This window comes from Sphingomonas taxi (assembly GCF_000764535.1).
In the GTDB taxonomy this organism is placed as follows: domain Bacteria; phylum Pseudomonadota; class Alphaproteobacteria; order Sphingomonadales; family Sphingomonadaceae; genus Sphingomonas; species Sphingomonas taxi.
Window position 1 is genome coordinate 2,606,699 of the sequence record NZ_CP009571.1, and the last position, 22,698, is coordinate 2,629,396.

Genomic DNA, 22,698 nt, shown 5'->3' on the forward strand with positions numbered 1-22,698 from the left:
TCAAGAGGGTGACGAAGCGTGTCTCGACTGGGCCGGTATGGCGTCCGGCTTGCCGCGGGTGAGACATCTGCCTAAGCCTGCGTAATACCAATTGGATACCGGAGGCACAGGATGACGCGGCGCAAGGGCGGAATCGGCGTATATACGGCAGTGGCGACCACGCTGGCGGGGTTCGCCGCCGCGGCGGGCGCGGCCGAACCGGCGACGCTGCCGGCGATCTTCCCCGCGCCCGCGTCGACCACGCTCGGCGATGGCGCGGTGACGCTCGGTGATTCGGTGGTGCTGGTGGTCGCACCCGGGACGCAGAGCGAGACGGTCGCGCTGGTCCGCGGCATCCTGACTGCCGCCGGGGTGACGACGATCGCCAGCGCGCGCGCGGTGCCGAAGACGCTCGACCGGACCTATGTCGTGCTCGGCACCGGCGACGCCGGCGTGATCCGCGACGCGCTCGCGCGCAGCGGCACGACGCTCGACGGCCATGCCGAAGGCTATACGATCGCCAGTCTCGCTCGCGATAAGGGCAGCCTGATCGCGCTCGCCGGCCAGGACGCCGACGGCCTGTTCCACGCCGCCCAGACCTTCCGCCAGCTCGCGCGGCGGCAGACGCTGCCCGCGCTGGTGATCCGGGATCATCCGGCGATGCCGATCCGCGGCACGATCGAGGGCTTCTACGGCGCGCCGTGGACGATGGCGGACCGCACCAAGCATCTCGCCTTCCTCGCCAGCGTCAAGGCGAACACCTATGTCTACAGCCCCAAGGACGATCCGTTCGCGCGGGCGCGCTGGCGTGAGCCCTATCCCGCCGCGACGCTGAACGAGCTCGGTACGCTGGCGGCGACGGCGCGGCACAACCACGTCGATTTCGTCTATGCGATCTCGCCCGGCCCCACCGTCTGCTTCTCCGATCCCGCCGACGCCAGGGCGCTGGAGCGCAAGTTCGACGCATTGCGTGCGATCGGCATCGACAGTTTTTACGTCGCGCTCGACGACATCGAATATACCAAGTGGAATTGCGAACGCGACACCGCCGCCTTCGGGCCCTCCGGCGCGCAGGCGGCGGGCGTCGCCCAGTCGCAATTGCTCAACACGGTGCAGAAGGACCTGACCGCCAAGGACCCCAAGGCGCGGCCGCTGATCATGGTGCCGACCGAATATTACGACGCCAAGGAAACGCCGTACAAGGCGGCGCTGCGCCAGCACCTCGATCCGCGCATCGTCGTGCAATGGACCGGCACCGACGTGGTGCCGCCCGCGATCTCGATCCCCGACGCCAAGGCGGCGACCAAGGCGTTCGGCCGCAAGACGCTGCTGTGGGACAATTATCCGGTCAACGATTACGCCCAGACCACCGGCCGCCTGCTGCTCGCGCCCTATGACCGGCGCGAGGCGGGGCTGTCCGGCGAGCTGACCGGCATCCTGTCCAACCCGATGAACCAGGAGGCGCCGAGTCGCGTCGCGGTGACCGGCGTCGCCGCCTTTGCGTGGAACGATCGGGACTACGACCCGACGCTGACCTGGCATGCCGCGGCGCGTGAACTGGCCGGCGGCGACGCGCAGGCGACCGCCGCGCTGCTGCTGTTCTTCGACACGCAGCATATGGCGCCGACCTTCGGCAGCCAGCCGTGGCAGCCGCAGGCGCCGCAGCTCAAGGCGCTGCTCGACGACGTGCGCGAGACGCTGGCCGAGGGCGACGCGGCGGCGCGGCAGGCGGCGATCGCCGAACTCGCGCAGCGCGCCGATGCACTGGCGGGGGCGTCGGACATCATCCGCTCGGGCACGGTCGATCCCGCCTTCGCCGCGCAGGCGCGGCCGTGGCTCGACGCCTTGCAGCGCTGGGGCCGCGCGTTGCAGCTGACCGCCGCGGGGCTCGATGCGGCGAATCGCGGCAGCGGCGCCGCGATGCGCTATTTCGCCGATGCCAAGCGGCTGGCGGCCGAGGCGGCAGCGATCCCGTCGATCCCCGGCGCGACCCGGTTCGACGGCCCGATCAAGATTGCCGACGGCGTGCTCGACCGGTTCGTCGCGGACGCGCCGGCGCTGATCGCGACGCCGTCGCCGAACGCCGCCGCCGACTGACCTGTTCGCCGCCCCGGATCGTGCTATCGTAACGGTCCGGGAGCGAACATGGAGGCTGACATGGCTGTGCTATGGTCCCTGTTGCTTGCGGGCTCGGCGATGCCGGCGGTGCCCGCGCGATTCACCGCATTGCCCGCGGGCGAGCGGTTGCAGCGGCTCGACGATTTCCGCGATTCGCTGCCCGCCGGCGCGCGGCGACGACTCGACCGCGCCTTGCCGCGATCGGCGGGCGGCGGCATCGCGCGCTGCGACCATATCGACCGCAGTCGCGCGTCCTGCGAATCGGCGGCCTATCTGCCGGCGCTGCGCACGACCGGTCTGCTGCCGCGCTTCCTGGCGACGCTGCGAAAGCCGGGCGACAGGGCGTCCGGGCGCTAGCGCAGCAACGCCGCGCGGAACTCAGCGAGCGTGCACAGGCCGGCGACGCCACGCGCCTTGCAGCCGGGGATCGGCAGCACCGCGACATAGGGCGCCGCAAGCGGTGCGGCGCTGCGGATCTGATCGAGCGTCTGCGATCGGAAGAGTGCGCGCACGTATCGGTCCCCGGCGACATCGCGCAGCCGTTCGAAGATGATCGCGCCGCCCGGCGACGGATCGTCGGCGGCGAGGCCCGGGACGCGCCAATGCAGGTCGAGCAGCCCGCCGAGGCTGGCGATATTGGTGTCGTGGCCGGAGATCATCGTCACCGCCGCGGCCCCGTCGTCGCCAAGCGAATCGGCGATCAGCGGCGCGAGCAGCGCGAGATTGGCCCTGGCGACGTAGCGCGGACGCGCAAGCAGCCGGAATTCTGCGCTGTGCAGCTCGGACAGCCGGCCGATGTCGGCCGGCGTGGCGCGGCCCCAGCCGACGTCGGTCATGGCTTTGCCGTCGGCATATTCGAGCAGGAGAATTTGGGCCGCGGTCGAGGCGCGATCGAGCGCACCGGTAAGCTTGGGGCGCTTGCCGGGTCGTGCGGGGGCGAGGCCGGTCGGCGTGGCGGCGATGCCGCACCCGGGCGTGGGCTTGCCGCAGAGGATGACGTCGAGCCGCGTCAAGAGCGGGGCGAGGCGGCGTTCCTCGGCGGCGATTCCGGCAGGGCCGGCAGGGCCGGCAGGGCCGGCAGGGCCGGCAGGGCCGGCGGGGCCGGCGGGACCGGCGGCGGCGAGCACCGCGGCCCGCGCCTCCTCCGCATCGAAGGGCACTGTGCCTTCGTCGATCGGTGAGAACAGCGGGTCGGCGACGTCCTGTGGCTTGTGCTCGGGCGCCGACGGACAACCGGGAGCCAGTTCGGCGGCGTAGGTGCGTGCGGTCTCGATCGTCCGTTGGTCGCTGTCGGCGACGATGCGGAGGCGCGCGCAGCCACGGCGCGGCAGCAGACCGGCGGCGGTCCAGGTGGTGCGGTCGTAGCGGGCGATTTGGACCAGCGCGGCGCGGCCGTGCGGCGTGAGATAGCCGGGTGCGACCGGCCATTGCGGCCATGCGTCGCGCGCACTGCGCGCGGGCAGTGGCGGCGACTTGGTCGGCGGGCGGACGCCGTGGCGCATCAGCAGCACGACGCGGTCGAGCGTAAGGCCCGCCGGAGCGGCAGGCTCGCGTGCCGCGACGGGAGTGGCCATACCGGCGACCAGCGTGGCGATGAGCAGGCGTTTCATGTCTTGTCCTCTCCTGAGGCGGCGATCGCCACCCGTCGGGTGCTGCACCTGTCGCAGCACCTTCCCTCGTCGCCTAGAAGTGCAGCTGGGCGCCCCAGCGGAAGCTGTAGCCATAGCGTTCGCGCTCGACCAATTGCGGCTTCGATCCGATATAGCGACGCCACGCCGCATCGGTGAGGTTGAGCGCCTGACCGAAGAAGGTGAGCTGCGGCGTCACTTCATAGCTGAGGTTGACGTCGAGCTGGCCGTTGCTGTCGGTATATTGGTCGGTCGCCGCACTGGTGCCGATCGTATCGAGGTAGGGCGAGCGATAGGAGTAAGCGGCGCGAATCGCGACGCCGTATTTCTCGTAGAAGACCTGTGCGGTGCCGACGTCGCGCGACTGGAGGAACAACGGCAGGTCGCCGGTGCGCGGCGGCTGGCCGGGAACGGTGCCGCTGCCATGACCGGTGATATGCGCGTAATTGACCGCGAAGCCGAAGCCGTCGAGCGCACCCGGCAGGAAGGTGAAGCGGACCTGCGCGTTCGCCTCGATGCCCTGCACCTCGGCCTTGTCGAGATTGAGCGGCTGGACGACGTTGACGCCGGTCAACGCCTGGCCGGCATAGGTGCCCGACTGGCTGATCCGCGTGCCCGTGTAGATCGGATCGTCGATATGTTTGTAGAAATAGCCGACCGACAGAAGCCCCTGCCCCGGCAAATAATATTCGACCGCGCCGTCGAGATTGACCGCCTTGTAGGGCTTGAGGTCGGGATTGCCGAGCGTGACCGTCGTCGGCGAGGTGGTCGTGTCGACCGCGACATAGGGCGACAGATCGGGGTAGTTCGGGCGGCCGATCGCGGTGGTCGCGGCACCGCGGACGATCAGGCCGTTCGCCACCTCCCATTTGGCGTTGAGGCCCGGAAAGACGTCGGTGTAGCTCTTGCGGCCGAAGGCGTTGTAATCGGCGTTCAGCGCCGAGGCGGCGGTGATGAGCTTGCCCTTGGTCCGGTCGCGGGTGTTCTCGACGCGGACGCCGGGCACCAGTGTCAGCGTGCCGAGATGGAGCGTGGCCATCGCATAGCCCGCCGCGATGCTCTCGCGCACGTCATAGTCGTTGGCGAGACTGTTGGTGCGGCTCGACCCGACGTTGACCGCGATCGTGCCGGGATTGGCGGCGAGGAACGCCTGCGCACGATCGTAGCCGACCCGCACCGGAAAGGGATAGGCACCGTCGTAGAAGCTGGTGTCGCCGAGATAGGAGACGTTGGCGAGCGTGAAGCTGCGGCCGGTGGTGAGACCGTAATTGAGCACGTCGCGCGCATTGGTCTTGTGGCGGTCGAGATATTTCGCACCGATTTTGATGCTGCTGTCGCTGCCGAGGCTCAGCGGCACGGTGAGGTCGGCGCGCCCCTGCCACAAGGTTTCCACCGCATTGCGCGTCTCGTAATTGACGCTGTTGAAGCCATAGGCGCTCTGGTTGGCGTTGGGCTGCACCGTCGGCGTGAAGACATAGGGCGTGTCGGACACGTCGTAATTGACGGTCAGCGCGCTGCCGCCGGTCCGGAAATTATATTCGGAACGCAGCGGGTCGCGCTTCTGCGCGCGGGTCCAGCCGCCGGCGAGATCGAGCGTCGCGTCGCCACCGAACGCGAAGCTGCCGCCGCCCTGCACCGACTTGGTGTTGTCCGTCTCCTGCCGGCGGCGGACGCGGACGCTGCCGCGACCGCGGAAGGTGCCGGTGGTCGCGGTCTGATTGGTGAAGGCAGACTGGTTGTCGATGATGAACTGGTCGCGCGTCTCATTGTCGTCGAACCGCGACAAGGTGCCGCGCAGGAACAGCTTGACCGCATCGCTCGGCCGCCAGTCGAGATTGAGGACGACGCCCTTGCGGGTGCGGGTCAGATTGTAATCGCGCAGCCCCTGCTGGTCCGGCAGGCCGGCGACCCATTTGGTCGAGCCCTGAAAGTTCTCCGACTCGATCGGCCGCTTCGAATAATTGACCGAGAGCACCGCGCCGAACTGGCCGTCCGGGCCGAACAGGCCGCCGACCTGCGCGTCGCCCTCCCACGGATGGCCGCCGTTGAGGTGATAGGCGCCATATTGGATGCGCGCATCGGCGAAGAGCGGCTTGTTGCGGTCGAACGCGGTCAGCGTGCGGATGTTGACCTCACCACCGATCGCATTGGCATCCTGGTCCGCAGTCAGCGACTTGGTGACGACGATCGAGTTGATCAGCGCCGAGGGGATGTCGTCGAGCTTGACCTGACGGCCGTCGGGCTCGGGCGCCGGCAACGTCAGGCCGTTGAGCACGACGTTGACGAGATTGGGGTTGATGCCGCGGATGATGACATAGCGGCCCTCGCCCTGATCGTTGGCGACCGACAGTCCGGGCAGGCGGCGCACCGCCTCGGCGACGTTCTGGTCGGGCAGTTTGCCGACATCGTTGGCGTAGAGCGCTTCGACGAAATTGTCGGCGCGGCGCTTGGTCTCGATCGCCTTCTTCTCGCCCTGCGCGGTGCCGACGACGAGGATATCGGCATCGGTCTGCACGCCGGCCTGCGCCGCTTCCTGCGCGGTCGCGGTGTCGTGCGCCGCATCGCTGCTCTGCGCCGCCGCCGGCACCGCGAACAGGCCGAGCGCGGACACGCCCGCCATCAGTGCAACAGTCTTCATCACCACATCCCCCACGCGCTCCCGGGGAGCGCCCAAGCGGGCGGGCTAGGCAGGCCGAATGACAGAATGGCGGCATTTGCATAACCGTTCTGTTACGTTGCCGGTCTGCAACAGCACGTGTCCGAACAACCGCCATCCGTTTGGAATTCAGACCGGGAACCTTGGACTCATGCCGCGCCATCCGACGTCGCGGCGCGGAGCGTCAGGATGGCGACCGCGCCCATGCCCCGGCCCTCGCTCTCCAGCCGCAGCGTGCCGCCCATCGCGGTCATCGAATTGGCGCACCAGTGCAGGCCGAGGCCACCGGATTTGTGTTCGCGGGTCGAGAAGCCGCGCTGGAATACGGTCGCACCGGTGGCGGCATCGAAGCCTTCGCCGTCGTCGCGGATGTGGACGGTCACCACGTCGCCCGATTGGTGGATCGACACGCCGATGCTGCCGCTGTCGCTGCCGGTGGCGGCGACCGCCTCGGCGGCATTGCCGAGCAGGTTGCCGATCACCTGGCTGAGGATGACGCGATTGGCGCGCACGTAATACGACCCGGCGGGAAAGCTGAACGCGATCGAGGCGGCATCGGCATAGCGCGCGATCGCGGCGTTGCGCGCGACGATGTCGCTGAGGTCGCAGCGTTCGAGATGCGGGCGGTCGTGCGCCTGCTGCTGCTGCTGGCCGATGATCTCAAGCACGTGCGCCATCGCCTCGCGGCCGACGCGCAGCTCGCCGCGCATCGTCTCGCGCCCGGCGACCTCGGCCGCGAAGGCAGCGGTGACGAAGGTCGCGAGCCGCGCGCGGCGTTCGGGCGGAAGCGCCTCCAGCGCGAGTTCGGCGAGCGCGCGCTCGACGGTGGCGCGATCGATCGGCGGCGGCTGGGCGATGCCCTGGGTCAGGATGGTGCTGATCGGGGTGAGCGCGTTGCGGACGTTGTGCATCACCGCCACCGCGCTCTCGCTGCGACCGAGCGCGAAGCTCTGCACCTCGATCTGCTCGCGCAGGTCCTTGAGCTGCGCGAGCATCGCGTTGAGGCTGCGGCCGAGCGAGCCGAATTCGTCGCGGCGGCGATCGCCCTCGAACAAGGCGATCGATCCGGAGGCGCGGACGCGCTGCATGTGGCGCTCGACGCGCTGCAACGGCGCCAGCACCAGCCGGGCGATCACCCGGCGCAGCACGAGAAGCACGATCAGCAGCAGCAAGGTCGAACCGGCGACCGCCAACAGCAGCATGCGCCGGCCGAGCAGGGTCGCGTCGCGGGTGACGTCGAAGCGCGCGGTGGCGATCGCGCGGCCATCGGGCGCACGGATCGGCACGGCGATCGTCATCCGCCCGCGGGCCGATGCGACATGGCCGCTGGCATCCGCGGCGGGACCGATCCGGGCGTCGAGCCGCAACAAATCGGAGAGCTGGCGCGCGGTCAGCACGCGCGCCATCAGCACATAGCCACGCGGATCGCCGCTGCCGTCGGACCGGCGCACCCGCGCGACGCCGATCGCGGCGATGTCGGGGCCGACGCGCGCGTAGAAATGCGCCGACGCGCCTTTGCCGAGGATGCGGGCGAGATCCGCATCGGCGGCGACCTGCGCCAACGCCGCCTGCAGCGCGCGGTGCGTCGCCCCCGAGGACGCATCGCGCCAGCGCGCGACGCGGACGCCGCCGTCAGCCGAGACATAGGCGATGCCCTGCACCCCGAGATCGCGCAGCGCACGTCGCGAGACGCCGTCGCGCTCGAATGCGGCGGCCGCGGGCGACGCCGGCGGCGGCGTCGCCATATAATCGTAGCCCTGCGTCCAATCGCCATAGTCCCGGACCGCGGTTTCGACCTTGGCGGCATAATCGGCGAGCGCCGCACGGGTTCGGTCGACGTGCCCCTGTACGGCCTTGGCCTCCAAAGCGTCGAAGCTCGGCGTGATGATCCCGGCGAGCAGCACGGTGATGCCGAGCGCACCGATGACGCCGACCAAGGTGAGGATGAGCACCAATTTGGCGCCGAGCGACATCGCCCGCCCCGGTCGCGCGCGCCAGGACCACGCCGCGAGCGCGGGAAGGCGCATCAGCCGTTGGTTCCGGTATCCGCCCGGTCGCCTGGCGTACCGCCGATCACCCGCCGCTCGGCAAGCGCGATCGCATGGTCGGCGGCGACCGGCGGCGAGAAGAAGAAGCCCTGCAGGTGGCTGGTGCCGGCGAGACGCAGCGCCTGCACCTGTGCCGGCGTCTCGACGCCCTCGGCGATCACCTCCAGCCCCAGCGCCCGGCCGAGATGGATGATCGAATGGACGATCGCCGCGCTCTCGCGCTCGCGCCCCATGCCGTCGATGAAGCTGCGATCGATCTTGAGGCTATCGAGCGCGAATTTGCGGATGTTGTAGAGCGAGGAATAGCCGGTGCCGAAATCGTCGAGCGCGATGCGGAAGCCCATCTGGCGGAGGCGATAGAGCGTCTCGGCGGCGCGCTCGGCATCGTCGAAGATCGCGGTTTCGGTGATCTCGATCTGGACGCGGCCGGGCAGCACGCCGGCCCGCTGGACGCTCTCCATGACATGGCCGACGAAATTGTGGCGGCGGAACTGGCGCGGCGAGAAATTAACCGAGACATATTGGCCGGGGAAGCGCTGCACCGTCTTCAGCGCCTCGTCGAGAATCCAGTCGCCGAGATCGTGGATGACGTTCGATTCCTCGGCGATCGGGATGAAGATCGCCGGGCTGATCGGCCCATATTCCTCGGTGTTCCAGCGTACCAGCGCCTCGAAGCCGATCACCTCGAGGTCGCCGCGGCCGACGATCGGCTGATAGACGAGGCTGAGTTCGCCGCGACCGATCGCGGCGGCGAGCCCCTGTTCCACACGGCGGCGGAACCGGATGCCCTCGTCCATGCTCTCGTCGAACAGGCGGGTGACGCTGCGGCCGGCGCGCTTGGCGTCGTTGAGCGCGAGGTCGGCGCGGCGCAGCGCGTCGATCGGGTCGCAGCCGCTGCCCTCGACGACGACGACCCCGGCGGAGGCGCCGCTCTGCACCGAATTGCCGAACACCTGATGCGTGCCCGCGCAGGCGGCGACGATGCGGTCGCACGCCATCACCGCGGCGTCCTCGCCGGCGGCGTCGAACAGCACGCCGAATTCGTCGCCGCCGAGCCGCGCGACGACCGCGCCTGCGGGCGCATGCGCCTGGAGGATGGCATAGACGTCGCGGATCAGCGCGTCGCCGGCGAGATGGCCGAGCGTATCGTTGACGATCTTGAACCGGTCGAGATCGAACATCGCGGTCGCGAACAGGCCGGGGCGGCGGGCGCGATCGCCGAGCGCACGCAGGAAGGCAAGCCGGTTGGGCGCATCGGTGAGCGAATCGTGCGTCGCCATGTGCAGCGCGCGGCTCTCGTTGGCGGCGAGTTCGGCGGCCTGTTCCTCGAGCTGGACGATCTGCTGCGCGAGCTGCACACGCGCTGCGGCGAGTTCGCGGTCCACCTCCCAGCGGCGGGCCAGCGCGGTCGCGGTCTGGATGATCTCGGCGACTTCGAAGGGCTTGGCGATGTAGAAGATCTTGTCGACGGGACCGGCGACCTTGCTGATCTCGATCGGCGAGAAGTCCGAAAAGCCGGTGACGATGCACAGGTTGATCTCGGGATCGATCGCGCGGATGCGGCGCGCGGTCTCGCGTCCGTCGATGCCGGGGGGCATGCGGATGTCGATGAAGGCGACGGCATATGGCGTGCCGGCAGCCTGCGCCGCCTCGACCGCGGCGACCGCCTCATGCCCCTGATGGCAGAGGGTAAGGTCGAACGGCTCGGCTTCGTCGGGATCGTGCGCGGCATCGGCACCGAACAGATCCACCGCCATCACGCCGAGCGCATCCTCTTCCGCCCCGCGCTGGCGGACGAAGCTGCGGACGTAACTGTCGTGCATCGCCGGCTCGTCGTCGACGACGAGCAGGCGCCGGGGTGACAGGCGTTCGGGTGCAGCGGCAGTCATCGACACGAACTTCCCTCTCCTCATTGGCAGAGAGGTAAGCAAATACGGTTAAAGGGCCGTGAACGACTTCAATTGCTGTTCGAGTGCCTGACCGCCGAGCACGATCGCGCCGAGTGGCCCCGCATTGCCGCCGAGCGCCGGCGGGACGACGAACGAAGGCTCGGCGATTTCGGGCAGAGCGATATAGCCGGCGAGGCTCTTGACCATCGCGGCGCGGATGCGCGGGAAGAGATGGTCGTTGCCGACCATCACGCCGCCGCCCATGACGATCCGCCGCGGCACGCCGGTGAGCACCAGCGTATGGCAGAGCTGCGCGAGGACATGGGCGACCGGCTCCCAGACGGGATCGTCGGCGGCGATGTCCTCGCCCTTCTTGCCGGCACGCGCGCCGATCGCGGGGCCGGCGGCGAGCCCCTCCAGACACCCGCCGTGGAACGGGCAGATGCCGATCCAGTCGTCGCCGGTCAGCCGGTCGGGGCGGATATGGCCCAATTCGCTGTGGGTGAGGCCGTCGACCGGCACGCCGCCGGCGATCAGACCGACGCCGATGCCGGTGCCGACCGTCACATAGGCGACATCGCGCAGCCCTTCGGCGGCGCCCCAGCGCGCCTCGGCCAGCGCGGCGCCGACGACATCGGTATGGAAACCGGTCGGCACCTCGTAGCGCGCGGCGAGCCGCTTGGCGACGTCGGTGCCTGCCCAATGCGGCTTGGGGGTCGAGGTGACATGGCCGTAATCGGCAGCATGCCGGTCGATCGAGATCGGCCCGAAGCTGGCGATGCCGAGCGCGTCGAACTTGCCCCAGCCGTCGAGGACATGCTCGATCCCCGCCAGCGTCTCCTCGGGCCGGGTGGTCGGCAATTGGACGCGATCCTCGATCGCATCCGGCCCGCGCGCCAGCAGGCAGACGATCTTGGTCCCACCCAATTCGATACCGGCTACCAGAGGGGGGACGCTGACCACGATCGTTTCTCCTTAGGATGCGCGCGTTAGCCGAGAACGGCGGGTTAGGCGAGAGTCAGCGCAAGCGGCGCAAGGGGCCGTCCGATCAGCCCGCTGACCATCGCCGCCTGAATGCGATCCGCCGGCCAGCGACCCGATAATGGCCCGACCAGCCGGTCGCGCACGAACGGCAGGATGCGGCTGTCGGACTGGTAGACCGGGGTGAACAGCGCGGTCAGCGACTGGTAAAGGCGGACATGGCGCCGACGCATCGCCACCGCCGCCGCCAGTCCCGTGCCGACATCCGCCGTGCGCAGCCCGATGGCAAGTGCATGCGCATCGAGCAGCGCCATATTGGCGCCCTGACCCAATTGCGGGCTCGCCGAATGCCAGGCGTCGCCGATGTGGATCAACGCCGTTTCCGCCGGCCGCGGGAGGGTGCGGTGCGCATATCGGGCGAAGGTGAGCTGCGCGGGATCATCGATCTGGTCGAGAAGTGGGGTCGTCGCAGGCCATAATTCCCGCACGCCCTCCTTCCACGCCTCCAGCCCGGCCGCCCGCCACTCCGCGACCCGGTCGGCGCGGATCGACCAGAAAAATGCGGCTTGCTCCTGCTCGGCACCGGGCGGGCGACCGATCGGCAGGACGCCCGCCATCGTGCTGGCGCGACGATACCGCTGTTCGAGTGCATCGGGCGCGAACCCCTCGACCCGGCGAAGACTCGCCCAGAGCGCGCCATAACGGAGCGCGCGGCCACACGGCGGCGCGAGCGGCGTCCGCGTGCCGAGTGCGTCGACGATCAGGTCGAACCTCTCCGAGCTGCGGCCATCGGCAAAGGTCAGACGGCGGCGATCGCCGCTTACGAGTTCGCTGCCGACGATCCTGCGTCCGGTTTCGAGCGGGATGCCGGCCGCGAACACCGCCTCGTGCAGGATAGCGAACAGCGTCGCACGATGCACGCCGAAGCCACACAGACCCGGCTGCGCGAGGGTATCATAGCCGACGTCGAGCACGACGCGACCGTTAGCCGTGCCGAACAAGCGCTCGATCCGTGCACTCCGGGCGATCAGTGCATCGGCAAGTCCGAGGCCGCGCAGGACAGCGAGACCGGTCGGCTGGATCATCAGACCCGATCCGATCGGCACCGGCGCATTGAAGCGTTCGAACACGGTGACGCGATGGCCATCGCGCGCGAGCAGCAGCGCCGCGGCAAGCCCCGCCGGTCCGCAGCCGGCGACCGCGATGTCGCGGGGCGCGGCTATTCCACCGTCACCGATTTGGCGAGGTTGCGCGGCTGGTCGACGTCCGTCCCCTTCGCCACCGCGACGTGATAGGCGAGTAACTGCACCGGCACCGCATAGACGAGCGGGGCGATCAGCGGATGCACCTTCGGCATCGTGATGGTCGCGACGCAATTCTCGCCCGCTGCCTGGATACCGTCGTAGTCGCTGATCAGGACGACCTTGCCGCCGCGCGCCTGCACCTCCTGCATGTTGCTCACCGTCTTGTCGAACAGCGGGCCGGAGGGGGCGATGACGATGACGGGGACGTTCTCGTCGATCAGCGCGATCGGGCCGTGCTTCATCTCGCCGGCGGCATAGCCTTCGGCGTGAATGTAGCTGATCTCCTTGAGCTTGAGCGCCCCCTCCAGCGCCAGCGGATAATCGGTGCCACGGCCGAGATAGAGGACGTCGCGCGCGCCGGCGACGACGCCCGCCATCGCCTGGATCGCCTCGTCATAGGCGAGCGCGCCGTTGAGCGCGGCCGGCGCCTCTGCGAGATGGCGGACGATGTCGCGCTCCTCGCCGGGCTTGAGCTTGCCCTTGGCGCGGGCAAGATTCGCAGCGAGCGCGGCGAGCACCGCGAGCTGGCAGGTGAACGCCTTGGTGCTGGCGACGCCGATCTCCGGCCCGGCATGCGTCGGCAGCAGCAGGTCGGCCTCGCGCGCCATGCTGCTGGTCGGCACGTTGACGACGACCGCGATCGTCTGCGCCTCGGACCGCGCGTGGCGCAGCGCGGCGAGCGTATCGGCGGTCTCGCCCGACTGGCTGATGAAGAGCGCGAGCCCGCCCGGCTCCATCACCGGCGCGCGGTAGCGGAATTCGGACGCGACATCGAGGTCGACGGGAACGCGGGCGAATTGCTCGAACCAATATTTGGCGACCATGCCGGCATAGAAACTGGTGCCGCAGGCGACGATGGTGACGCGCTTGATGCTCGACAGGTCGAATTCGGGGATCGGCAGCGTGACGCGCTCCTCCATCCGCTGGAGGTACGAGCGCAGCGTCTGGGCGACGACGATCGGCTGCTCGTAGATCTCCTTCAGCATATAGTGGCGGTGATTGCCCTTGCTGATCAGCTCGCCGGTGACGCCGGAAATGGTGATCGCACGCTCGACCGGATGATTGTCGCGGTCGTAAACCTGTGCGCCGTCCGCGGTGCAGACGACCCAGTCGCCCTCGTCGAGATAGGCGATGCGCTGGGTCAGCGGCGCGAGCGCGAGCGCGTCGGAGCCGAGATAGGTCTCGCCGTCGCCATGACCGACGACGAGCGGCGAGCCGAGCCGCGCGCCGATCAGCAATTCGGGATGCTTGCGGAACAGGATGGCGAGCGCGAAGGCGCCGTGCAGGCGCGGCAGCACCTCGCGCACCGCGCCGACCGGGTCGATTCCCGCCTCGACCTTCTCGCTGATGAGGTGCGCGACGACCTCGGTATCCGTCTCGCTGGTGAAGACGCGGCCGCGCGCGATCAGTTCGTCGCGGAGCGGCTTGAAGTTTTCGATGATACCGTTGTGGACGACCGCGACCTCCTCGGTCGCATGCGGGTGCGCATTGTTGGTGGTCGGGCCGCCATGCGTCGCCCAGCGGGTGTGCGCGATGCCGGTGGTGCCGGGCAGCGGATGCGCGGCAAGCTCGCGCGCGAGGTTGACGAGCTTGCCCGAGGCGCGCCGGCGCTCGATCCCGCCGTCATGATCGGTGGCGATGCCGGCCGAGTCATAGCCGCGATATTCGAGCCGCTTGAGCCCGTCGAGCAGGCGATCCGCGACGTCTTCCGCGCCGACGATTCCAACAATTCCACACATGATCGGGGTCTGCCTTCAGAGGAGGTAGGGAACACGGATCCCCGGCATGGTCGCCGGGAAATCCTTGATGTTACGGGTGACGAGGATGCGGCCATGCCGCGTCGCGCTCGCCAGGATGATGGCATCGGGCGATTTCAGCCGACGGCGTTCGCGACGCAGCGCGGCGGCACGCAAGGCGATGTCCGCATCGATCTCGTCCACCTTGAATCCGCCAAGAAACGCCTGCGCGTTTTCCACGTCTCGCGACGCGCCCTTCGACAAGACCTCGACCCAGACCATCCGGCTCACCCATGCGCCACCTTGATCGAGCGCACGCCGGATCTCGTCGCGCGCCGGACCGAAGCCCGCCAGCGCATCGATGACGATGTTCGAATCGAACGCGTGGCTGGTCATGCGGGGTCGGGATAGATGGGGTCGGGATATTTGCCGGCCACCATGTCGAGATAGATCTGGCGCTGGCGGTCGTCTTCCGCGTCGAACAGATCGGGAAACTCGGCTTTGACCTCTTCATAGTCGTCGTCCCACGGACGGGTCCAGCTCGCTCGCTCGCGGCGCTGCCATTCGACCGCATCGCCGATATCGGTGCGATCCTTCCACAGGCCGAAGCCCCGATCGAGCCAATCGCGATCGTCCTCCGACTGCGCCTGCGACCGGAACGTGGCGACGGCCTCGCGCAGCATCGACGCGCGCGACCGGCCGAGCTTCGCCGCACGCTCGTCGAGCCAGCGCAGGTCATCGGGCGGAAGGTCGGCCAGGACTCGCGTCATGGCCGAATGATATCACACGCCGATATCACTGGCCAGCCTTGCGCGCCTTCATCATCTCGCGGAAGCGCGTCGCCCAGCCGGGCTTGGCGACCTGCGGCGGGCGGACCAGCGCCAGCGCGCCGGCCTCGACGTCCTGCGTCAGCACCGATCCCGCCGCGACGATCGCGCCGTCGCCGACCGACACCGGCGCGACCAGCGCCGAGTTGGAGCCGATGAACGCACCCGCGCCGATCTGCGTCCTGTATTTGAAGAAGCCGTCGTAATTGCAGGTGATCGTGCCCGCACCGATGTTCGCCGCCGCACCGATCTCGGCATCGCCGATATAGGAGAGATGATTGACCTTGGCGCCCTCGCCGAGCACCGCCTTCTTGATCTCGACGAAATTGCCGACCTTCGATTTGACGCCGAGCGTCGCGCCGGGACGCAGCCGGGCGTACGGCCCCACCTCCGCCTTCGCGCCGATCGTCGCGCCCTCGATATGGCTGAACGCGTGGATGACGACGCCGTCGGCGACGGTGACGCCGGGGCCGAAGACGACGTTCGGCTCGACCACCACGTCGCGGCCGACGACGGTATCGTGACTGAACCAGACCGTCTCGGGCGCGATCAGCGTCGCGCCGTCGGCCATCGCCTGCGCGCGCCGCGCCGTCTGCCAGCCCGCCTCGACCGCCGCCAGTTCGCCGCGGCTGTTGATGCCGGCGACCTCGTACTCGCCCGTCTCGATACACACCGCGCGGCCGCCGCCGGCGATCGCCAGCGTCACCACGTCGGGAAGGTAATATTCGCCCGCCGCATTGTCGTTGCCGACCGATTCGAGCAGCCGCCACAGGTCGCGCGTGCGCACCGCGGTGACGCCCGAATTGCACAATTCGACCGCGCGCTCGGCGGGGCTGGCGTCCTTATATTCCACCATCTTGCGGATCGTGCCGTCGCTCGCCGCGATGATCCGGCCATAGGCACGCGCATCGGCGGGGCGGAAGCCGAGCACCGCGACGGTCGGCGCATCGGGCGCCTCGAGCCGCGCCGCGAGCCGGGCGACGGTGTCGCTGCCGAGCAGCGGCGTGTCGCCGAAACAGACGATCGCGATGCCGTCGAAACCGGCGAGCGCGGCCTTGGCCTGCAGGGCGGCATGCGCGGTGCCGAGCTGCTCGCGCTGCCACGCGATCTCGACCCCGGTCGCCGCCACCGCCGATTCGACCTGCTCGCCCGATGCCCCGACCACGACGACGCGGCGCGTCGCGCCGGCGCGGTTGAGGCTGTCGATCAGGTGGAGCAGCATCGGCCGCCCGGCGATGGGATGCAGCACCTTGTGCAGATCGGACTTCATCCGCGTGCCCTTGCCCGCGGCGAGGATGATGACGGCGAGAGATGTGGTCATGCCGTCCGACTGCCACGGAAGGCTTGCCAATTCCATACCGACACGCCACCGGCGCACGGATATGACGTCGAATTCACCGCCCCGCCCGTCGCCCGACGCTCCGTTCGACATCGTCGGCTTCGACCTCGACGGGACGCTGCTCGACACCAGCGGCGATCTCGCCGCGGCGGTCAACCATGCGCTCGCCTCGGTCGGGCGGGCGCCGCTCGGCGTCGCGCAGGTAAAGCCGATGATCGGCGGCGGCGCGCGTCGCATGCTGGCGCAGGGGATGGCGGCGACCGGCGGCTGCGACGAGGCGACGCTCGACGTGCTGCATCGGCGCCTGCTCGACCATTACGAGGCGCATATCGCCGATCTGACGCAGCCCTATCCCGGGGTGCTCGACGCGCTCGATACGCTCGCCGCGCAGGGCGCACGGCTGGCGGTGGTGACCAACAAGCTGGAGGGGCTGGCCCGCAAGCTGCTCGGCGCGCTCGATCTCACCGGCCGCTTCGCGTGCATCATCGGCGGCGACACGATGGGACCGGGCAACGCCAAGCCCAGCCCGAAGCCGATCTACGAGATGCTGGCGCGCTGCGGCGGCGGCACAGCGGCGTTCGTCGGCGATTCGATCTTCGACATCGAGGCGGGCAAGGCGGCGGACCTGCCGACGATCGCCTGTTCGTTCGGCTTCCTGATGCAGCCGGTGGCCGAGCTCGGCGCGGATGCGGTGATCGATGGCTATGACGAATTGATCCCGACGCTGGAGCGGCTGGCGCGGTAAGGCGATTCAGCCCCACCGCCACTTCGCCCAGAGGTGCCGCGCCAGCATCGCCGGCGGCATGCGCAGCCAGTGCGAGCGGACGTAGAAGGCGAGCCGCGTCGCCGGGCGGATCGGCCGCCCCCAATCGTCGCGCGCCAGCAGCCGGCGCAGGTAGAGCGCATCGCCCCGCGCGAGCGTGCGATAGGCCGGGTCGACCGGCGTCGCGAACAACCGGTGCGTCAGCCGCAGCGCTCTCGCCACCTCGCGCGACAGGCCGTGCTCCGCCGCCCGCACGCGTGCGCCCTCGCTGCCGTGATCGTCGATCAGGCAGTGGATGTCCCACAGGTTGCGCAGCCCCCCCGCGAGGTCGCCGTCGGCGAACAGATGCGCGGCGGCATGGACCAGCATGTCGTCGGGCGACAGCACGGCAAGGCCGGTGCCGAGCGGCTGCGCCTGGGCCAGCAGCGCCGCCGCATCGGGCGTGATCCGCGCGGTGAGCGGCAGGATGGTATGATGCACGTCGATCATCCGGTCGCGGTCGCGATGGATCAGCGGCGGCAGCTCGTGCATCCAGCGGCGATAATAAGCGTCGTCATAGGGATCGGGCTTGACCCATTCCCACCCCGCCGCGAGCAGCGCCGCCTCGACCGCGTCGAGCGACCCGCGCGGCACGAGGATGTCGAGGTCGCCGATCGAGCGGCCGCGCCCGGCGAGCAACCCGGCGGCGACGAACGCCGTCCCCTTGAGCAGCACCACCGCACAGCCCAGCGGCGCGAGCGCGCGCCGCGCCATCTCCGCCTCCCACAAGGCGGCGCGGCGGCCATTCTCGGCGGCGGCGCGCGCATCGGCGAGCAGCAGCGCGACATCCTCGGGCAGCGGCAGGCCATCGAGCCGATAGGCGAGCGTGCCGAGCAATTGCTCCGCGCGCGCCGTCGTGACGAGGCCGATCCAGTCGGTGTCGAGCGCCAGCGACTGCGGGTCGGCGAGCGCGCGCGCGAGGATCAGAGCGTCCGCCACACCGCCTCCACCTGCGCGATCGCCGCGGCGCCGTCGGGATAGTCGATCGCATGCGCCGGCGTCGTGCGCACCAATCGGGTCAATGCATCGAATCCCGCCTGGCCGAGCGCGACGTAATTGGTCGACGCCTGAGTCAGCCGGACGAAGGATTCGGACGGCAGCACGCCGCGCGTCTCCGCCGCGAAGCCGTGCCGCGGGTAGAGCAGCATCGCGGGCGCGGCGGGCTCGTCCATCGCACCGACCGCGAGCGCGTCGGGCACCATATGGCGGATGTCGCCCTTGGGCGTGCCGGTGAGCAGGGGGCCGAGCTTGGCGTCGGGCCGCGCGGCGATGGCGGCGGCGATCGCCGCATTCTTGAGGCTGATGAGGCGGGGAAACGGGTGGACGAGCCCGGTCTCGGGATCGATCAGCGCGAATTCGTCGCTCATGAACCGCCAGCCGCGCGCCGCCAGCAGCGTCGCCAGCGTCGACTTGCCCGCCCCCGATTCGCCGGTGAGCAGCAGCGCCTGACCGTCGCGCTCGACGCAGGCGGCATGAAGCAGCAGATAGCGGCGCCCGCCCAGCGCCAGTTGCAGGTTCATCGCCATTTCGGCGGCGAGCAACCCCTGCGCGAGCGGCAGCGGTGCCGCCTCGGGCAGCATATAGTCGCCGGCGATGCGGATCGACGGCCGCAGCCAGCGCCGCCACCAATGCGTCGCCTCCAGCCGCACGGTGAAATCAGGCAAATTGGGCGAGGGATAATAACGGTAGAGCTCGCGCAACGCATCGATGGGCGCGCGCCAGTCGCTGCCGACGCGAAAGCCGATCGGCCCGATCCGCACGGTGAAGACGTGCCTCATAGCGCCTCGACCAGCCCCGCCGCGACCAGTTCGTCGAGCCGGGCCGCGAGCGCGTCGCGGCTGGCGTCGCCGAGGTCGTAGCGCTCGCCGAGGCGGACCAGCAGCGTCTCGAGGTCGAGCGTCGTGTCGGCGAGCAGCGCGAGGATCTCGGGCGCGGGGCTGACCAGCAGATGGGTGATCCCGGACGGGCGATGGAAGACGGCGGTGAAGGCGTCGAGTTCGGCGGTCAGCAGCGCCGCGTCGGCCGGGGCGCGATAGCGCAAGGCGTCAGCCGCGCGGCATCTGCAACGAGGCGAAGCAGGTGAAGCCTCCCTGCCCGCGCTGCAGCCTGCGGATATAGCTCACATAGGCGCGGTTGCTCTCGTAGGTCGTGCCGGGCAGTTGCGCGCCGGCGAGCGCGCGCTTGACCTCTTCGCCCTTGAACGGGCGCGAGGCGGGGGGAAACGCGCCCTTGGTACCGGGGGCGACGACGTTGCCGGCCGGATCGATGAAGCGGCCCGCCCGCCCCAGATCGGGCACCGGGATCTCGCAGGTCATCACCGAACCCGCGGTCTGCGCGAGCGCCGGCCGGATCGACATCACGGCGCCGGCGGTCACCGCGCCGAGCATCAGCACGCGGCGCCGGCTGGCGACGGCGGCATCGTCCGGCTCCGCCGGTCCCGCCTGCGCTGGATTGTAGCCGTCGACCGGCGTCTCGTCACTCATGGCACCCCTGCTACCGCCACTGCCTTTCACATTCGCTAACCACTGGCAAGCGCAGGAAATGTGCGGTGGTGGGACGGAGGGGAAATTCCGGTGTGAAGCTCGGGGTCGATGAAGTCGCCGGGCTCCCGTCCATCACGGTTTCGCCGCGCCACCTCCCCTTGGTGGGGGCTATGGCAGACGGGCGCAAATCTGGTTCCTTCGTGTTCCCAACCCACCCCGTCACCCCGGACGTGTTCCGGGGTCCACTCTGCGGCGGGGAGTAAGGCTTGAGCCTTCCTGCCGTTCCCTCGCGGCCCGGTGGACCCCGGAACACGTCCGGGGTGACGGAGCTGATGAGGAAACCGATCGATCCTCATGAATCGCAGCCATATGCGATTGCCCTGCCTGGCGGGGACCGCTCCGCGTCAACCGAGTAGTGGAGGGGGCGGGAGCCCGGCCGCTCGATCGCGAGGCTCGGAAGCGACATCCCCCCTCCCCGCCGCGGCCAAGCTCGGCTAGCCACGCGTCATGGCTTCCCGATTCGTCCACCGGCTCAGCGGCGCGCTGGGAATCGCCTTCGGCACCGGCGCGGGCGTGTTCCTCGTCGACGGGCGGCCGGACGGCGCCGCGATCGCCTTCGTCGGCGCGGTGGCGGCATCGCTGGCAGCGATGGGCCGCGGCGACCAGGGTATCGCCGCGGCGCGCCATGCCGGGCCGGACGCCAACGTGCTGCTCGGCGAGGTGCTCGACGTCATCGCCGAGCCGGTGCTGCTGGTCCGCGGCGGCGTCGTCACCTGTGCCAACACCACCGCGCGCGCGTTGCTCGGCCGCCATATCGTCGGCGAGGACGTGCGCGTCGCGATCCGCCACCCCGCCGCCGCCGACCGGCTGAGTTCCAGCGCGCCGCTGCCCGGCCGCCCGGTCGAGCTGGTCGGCCTCGGCAGCCCCGACCAGCGCTGGGAGATGCGCACCGGCGAAACCGCCGACGGCGCGCGCATCGTCCATCTGATCGATCAATCGGGCAATTATGCCGCCGAGAAGATGCGCGTCGACTTCGTCGCCAACGCCAGCCACGAATTGCGCACGCCGCTCGCCTCGATCCTCGGCTTCATCGAGACGCTCAACGAGGAGGCGGGCGAGGACCCGGGGTTGCGACGCCGCTTCCTCGACGTGATGTTCGCCGAGGCTCGGCGGATGCAGCGGCTGGTCGAGGATCTCATCTCGCTCTCCCGGATCGAGGCGGAGAAATACCGGCTGCCCGGCGAGCGACTGTCGCTGAGCGAATTGCTCGAGGACGTCGCCGCCGAGATCGCCGCCGCGCACAGTCCGCGCGCGCAGGACGTCGCCGTGACCATCGACCCGGATCTGCCCGAGGTGGTCGGCGACGAGGCGCAATTGTCGCAACTGCTGCACAATCTGATCGGCAATGCGATGAAATACGGCCGGGCGGGCACGCCGGTGACGGTGGCGCTGGGGCTCGACCCGTCGAACCTGCTGCGCTTCACCGTCACCGACGAGGGCGAGGGCATCGCGCCGCAGCATATCCCGCGGCTGACCGAGCGTTTCTATCGCGTCGACCCCGGCCGCAGCCGCAGCGTCGGCGGCACCGGGCTGGGCCTCGCGATCGTCAAGCATATCGTCGAGCGGCATCGTGGCCGGCTCGACATCGTCAGCCGGGTCGGCGTCGGCACCAGCGTCACCGTCGCCTTGCCGCCGGCGGATGCACTGGCCGAAGCCGGTGTCATCAAAGGGTAACGTAACCGTCACACAGGCGGGGCGTGGCGGCGTCGAGTCGCTCGCGGGGACATGATGCGCGTTCGAACTCCTGGCCTGCTGCTGACGTGGGCGCTCTGCCTCGCCGGCTGCCAGGATCAGGCGAACGGCGGCGGCGGCGGTGCGCGCGATCAGATCACCGCGGTGGGATCGTCGACCGTCTATCCCTTCACGACGCTCGTCGCCGAGACCTTCGTCGCCAACCAGCCCGACGCCAAGGCGCCGGTGATCGAATCGACCGGCACCGGCGCGGGGATGCGGCTGTTCTGCGCCGGGCTCGGCGCGGCGCATCCCGACATCGAAGATGCCTCGCGGCGGATGAAGCGCAGCGAATATGCCGGCTGTCAGGCGAACGGCGTCGGGCCGATCATGGAGGTGCAGATCGGCATCGATGGCATCGCCTTCGCCGAGGCGCGCCGACCCGCGGGGAACGGGCCGGGCATGAGGCTGACCCCCGCCGATCTCTATCGTGCGCTCGCCGCGACGCCGGGCGGCGTGCGCAACGCCGCGCGGCTGTGGCGCGACGTCAATCCGGCGCTGCCGGCGACGCCGATCCAGGTCTATGGCCCGCCCGCGACCAGCGGCACCCGCGACGCGCTCGCCGAGCTGATCCTGACCCGCGGCTGCGAGGCGATCGATCCGCGCGCCCGCACGCTCGCCCGCACCGATCCGGAGGCGCACAAGATGCTGTGCACGCGGGTGCGCGAGGATGGGGTCTATGTCGATGCCGGCGAGAACGACAATCTGATCGTCCAGAAACTGTCGGCCAATCCCGACGCGATCGGCGTGTTCGGCTACAGCTATCTCGAGCAGAATGCCGGCACGGTGGACGGCGTCGCGATCGACGGGGTCACGCCGAGCTATGCGACGATCGCGGCCGGCGCCTATCCGGGATCGCGGCCCTTGTACCTCTACGTCAAGATCGCGCATCTCAAGGCGATCCCGGGGCTCAAGGCGTTCCTGCAAAGCTATACCCGCGCCTGGGGACCGGAGGGGCCGCTCGTCCGCCGCGGCCTGATCGCCGCGCCCCCGGCGGTGCGCGCGCGGGCGGCGGCGGTCGTCGCGCACGAGACGCCACTCGATCCCGCGGATCTGCCGTCGTGATGCCGGTCACGCTTTTCCCACCGATGCCGTCACCCCGGACCCGTTCCGTTGT

At 69.7% G+C, this 22,698-nt stretch carries 19 protein-coding genes; 5 read left to right on the top strand and 14 right to left on the bottom strand.

The genetic code is table 11. From position 1 onward, the window contains the following. Window positions 1–111: 111 nt before the first annotated feature. Both MC45_RS11910 and MC45_RS11915 read left to right on the top strand, forming a co-directional pair. Complete coding sequence (locus MC45_RS11910; RefSeq protein WP_038663418.1) at window positions 112–2,076, top strand: glycoside hydrolase family 84 protein; 1,965 nt, start codon at window positions 112–114, stop codon at window positions 2,074–2,076. Between the two features lie 60 nt (window positions 2,077–2,136). Beyond that, window positions 2,137–2,454, top strand: coding sequence for a hypothetical protein (locus MC45_RS11915; protein WP_156143829.1), 318 nt, complete (start codon window positions 2,137–2,139; stop codon window positions 2,452–2,454). On the opposite strand, the gene MC45_RS11920 is transcribed toward MC45_RS11915, so the two are convergent. The 10 genes from MC45_RS11920 to glmU form a co-directional block, all read right to left on the bottom strand. Next, a complete protein-coding gene (locus tag MC45_RS11920) occupies window positions 2,451–3,707 on the bottom strand; it encodes a histidine-type phosphatase (RefSeq protein WP_038663421.1) in 1,257 nt (418 codons plus the stop codon). The genes MC45_RS11915 and MC45_RS11920 overlap by 4 nt on opposite strands. Window positions 3,708–3,780: 73 nt before the next feature. Then, the gene (locus tag MC45_RS11925) at window positions 3,781–6,363 is read right to left on the bottom strand and encodes a TonB-dependent receptor (protein ID WP_081974425.1); all 2,583 of its coding nucleotides are present in this window, start codon (window positions 6,361–6,363) and stop codon (window positions 3,781–3,783) included. Window positions 6,364–6,530: 167 nt separating this feature from the next. Then, the gene (locus MC45_RS11930) at window positions 6,531–8,408 is read right to left on the bottom strand and encodes an ATP-binding protein (RefSeq protein WP_038663423.1); all 1,878 of its coding nucleotides are present in this window, start codon (window positions 8,406–8,408) and stop codon (window positions 6,531–6,533) included. Continuing rightward, window positions 8,408–10,318 carry a putative bifunctional diguanylate cyclase/phosphodiesterase gene (locus MC45_RS11935; protein ID WP_052075641.1) on the bottom strand — a complete coding sequence of 637 codons (1,911 nt, stop codon included), beginning with the start codon at window positions 10,316–10,318 and terminating at the stop codon, window positions 8,408–8,410. The genes MC45_RS11930 and MC45_RS11935 overlap by 1 nt, the downstream gene beginning before the upstream one ends. A gap of 48 nt (window positions 10,319–10,366) precedes the next feature. Beyond that, window positions 10,367–11,281 carry an ROK family protein gene (locus MC45_RS11940; protein WP_081974426.1) on the bottom strand — a complete coding sequence of 305 codons (915 nt, stop codon included), beginning with the start codon at window positions 11,279–11,281 and terminating at the stop codon, window positions 10,367–10,369. Between the two features lie 44 nt (window positions 11,282–11,325). After that, on the bottom strand, window positions 11,326–12,537 hold the full coding sequence (locus MC45_RS11945; protein ID WP_342667027.1) for an FAD-dependent oxidoreductase: 1,212 nt from the start codon (window positions 12,535–12,537) through the stop codon (window positions 11,326–11,328). After that, window positions 12,519–14,342: a glutamine--fructose-6-phosphate transaminase (isomerizing) gene (gene glmS / locus MC45_RS11950; RefSeq protein ID WP_038663427.1), complete on the bottom strand. Its 1,824-nt coding sequence runs from the start codon at window positions 14,340–14,342 to the stop codon at window positions 12,519–12,521. Before glmS ends, MC45_RS11945 begins: the two co-directional genes overlap by 19 nt. Window positions 14,343–14,357: 15 nt before the next feature. After that, entirely contained in the window at window positions 14,358–14,735 is a 378-nt protein-coding gene (locus tag MC45_RS11955; protein ID WP_038663430.1) for a PIN domain-containing protein, read from the bottom strand. Further along, window positions 14,732–15,109, bottom strand: a complete 378-nt coding sequence (locus MC45_RS11960; protein WP_038663433.1) for a ribbon-helix-helix protein, CopG family — start codon at window positions 15,107–15,109, stop codon at window positions 14,732–14,734. Before MC45_RS11960 ends, MC45_RS11955 begins: the two co-directional genes overlap by 4 nt. 25 nt (window positions 15,110–15,134) lie before the next feature. Further along, window positions 15,135–16,487 carry a bifunctional UDP-N-acetylglucosamine diphosphorylase/glucosamine-1-phosphate N-acetyltransferase GlmU gene (gene glmU / locus MC45_RS11965; protein ID WP_038663436.1) on the bottom strand — a complete coding sequence of 451 codons (1,353 nt, stop codon included), beginning with the start codon at window positions 16,485–16,487 and terminating at the stop codon, window positions 15,135–15,137. A gap of 61 nt (window positions 16,488–16,548) precedes the next feature. Between glmU and MC45_RS11970 the strand changes: the two genes are divergently transcribed. Beyond that, window positions 16,549–17,250, top strand: a complete 702-nt coding sequence (locus MC45_RS11970; RefSeq protein ID WP_038663439.1) for an HAD-IA family hydrolase — start codon at window positions 16,549–16,551, stop codon at window positions 17,248–17,250. 6 nt (window positions 17,251–17,256) lie between these two features. On the opposite strand, the gene MC45_RS11975 is transcribed toward MC45_RS11970, so the two are convergent. From MC45_RS11975 to MC45_RS11990, 4 genes are read right to left on the bottom strand one after another with little or no spacing between them, the layout of a single operon-like run. After that, complete coding sequence (locus MC45_RS11975) at window positions 17,257–18,246, bottom strand: nucleotidyltransferase domain-containing protein (RefSeq protein WP_038663443.1); 990 nt, start codon at window positions 18,244–18,246, stop codon at window positions 17,257–17,259. Then, window positions 18,231–19,085: an HprK-related kinase A gene (locus MC45_RS11980; RefSeq protein ID WP_038663445.1), complete on the bottom strand. Its 855-nt coding sequence runs from the start codon at window positions 19,083–19,085 to the stop codon at window positions 18,231–18,233. Before MC45_RS11980 ends, MC45_RS11975 begins: the two co-directional genes overlap by 16 nt. After that, entirely contained in the window at window positions 19,082–19,348 is a 267-nt protein-coding gene (locus tag MC45_RS11985; RefSeq protein ID WP_038663447.1) for an HPr-rel-A system PqqD family peptide chaperone, read from the bottom strand. The genes MC45_RS11980 and MC45_RS11985 overlap by 4 nt, the downstream gene beginning before the upstream one ends. A gap of 4 nt (window positions 19,349–19,352) precedes the next feature. Then, entirely contained in the window at window positions 19,353–19,790 is a 438-nt protein-coding gene (locus tag MC45_RS11990; RefSeq protein WP_038663450.1) for a hypothetical protein, read from the bottom strand. Between the two features lie 507 nt (window positions 19,791–20,297). Between MC45_RS11990 and MC45_RS11995 the strand changes: the two genes are divergently transcribed. After that, the gene (locus tag MC45_RS11995) at window positions 20,298–21,524 is read left to right on the top strand and encodes a sensor histidine kinase (RefSeq protein ID WP_038663453.1); all 1,227 of its coding nucleotides are present in this window, start codon (window positions 20,298–20,300) and stop codon (window positions 21,522–21,524) included. A gap of 51 nt (window positions 21,525–21,575) precedes the next feature. Continuing rightward, window positions 21,576–22,646: a substrate-binding domain-containing protein gene (locus MC45_RS12000; protein WP_038663456.1), complete on the top strand. Its 1,071-nt coding sequence runs from the start codon at window positions 21,576–21,578 to the stop codon at window positions 22,644–22,646. Window positions 22,647–22,698 lie beyond the last annotated feature (52 nt).

Bases quoted from the DNA above. Each gene is read 5' to 3' on its own strand.
- MC45_RS11955 (WP_038663430.1), bottom strand. From the start codon at position 14,735: ATGACCAGCCACGCGTTCGATTCGAACATCGTCATCGATGCGCTGGCG.
- MC45_RS12000 (WP_038663456.1), top strand. From the start codon at position 21,576: ATGATGCGCGTTCGAACTCCTGGCCTGCTGCTGACGTGGGCGCTCTGC.
- glmS (WP_038663427.1), bottom strand. From the start codon at position 14,342: ATGTGTGGAATTGTTGGAATCGTCGGCGCGGAAGACGTCGCGGATCGC.
- MC45_RS11920 (WP_038663421.1), bottom strand. From the start codon at position 3,707: ATGAAACGCCTGCTCATCGCCACGCTGGTCGCCGGTATGGCCACTCCC.
- MC45_RS11960 (WP_038663433.1), bottom strand. From the start codon at position 15,109: ATGACGCGAGTCCTGGCCGACCTTCCGCCCGATGACCTGCGCTGGCTC.
- MC45_RS11930 (WP_038663423.1), bottom strand. From the start codon at position 8,408: ATGCGCCTTCCCGCGCTCGCGGCGTGGTCCTGGCGCGCGCGACCGGGG.
- MC45_RS11935 (WP_052075641.1), bottom strand. From the start codon at position 10,318: ATGACTGCCGCTGCACCCGAACGCCTGTCACCCCGGCGCCTGCTCGTC.
- MC45_RS11910 (WP_038663418.1), top strand. From the start codon at position 112: ATGACGCGGCGCAAGGGCGGAATCGGCGTATATACGGCAGTGGCGACC.
- MC45_RS11925 (WP_081974425.1), bottom strand. From the start codon at position 6,363: ATGAAGACTGTTGCACTGATGGCGGGCGTGTCCGCGCTCGGCCTGTTC.
- MC45_RS11970 (WP_038663439.1), top strand. From the start codon at position 16,549: ATGACGTCGAATTCACCGCCCCGCCCGTCGCCCGACGCTCCGTTCGAC.
- MC45_RS11995 (WP_038663453.1), top strand. From the start codon at position 20,298: ATGGCTTCCCGATTCGTCCACCGGCTCAGCGGCGCGCTGGGAATCGCC.
- MC45_RS11980 (WP_038663445.1), bottom strand. From the start codon at position 19,085: ATGAGGCACGTCTTCACCGTGCGGATCGGGCCGATCGGCTTTCGCGTC.
- glmU (WP_038663436.1), bottom strand. From the start codon at position 16,487: ATGACCACATCTCTCGCCGTCATCATCCTCGCCGCGGGCAAGGGCACG.
- MC45_RS11915 (WP_156143829.1), top strand. From the start codon at position 2,137: ATGGCTGTGCTATGGTCCCTGTTGCTTGCGGGCTCGGCGATGCCGGCG.
- MC45_RS11990 (WP_038663450.1), bottom strand. From the start codon at position 19,790: ATGAGTGACGAGACGCCGGTCGACGGCTACAATCCAGCGCAGGCGGGA.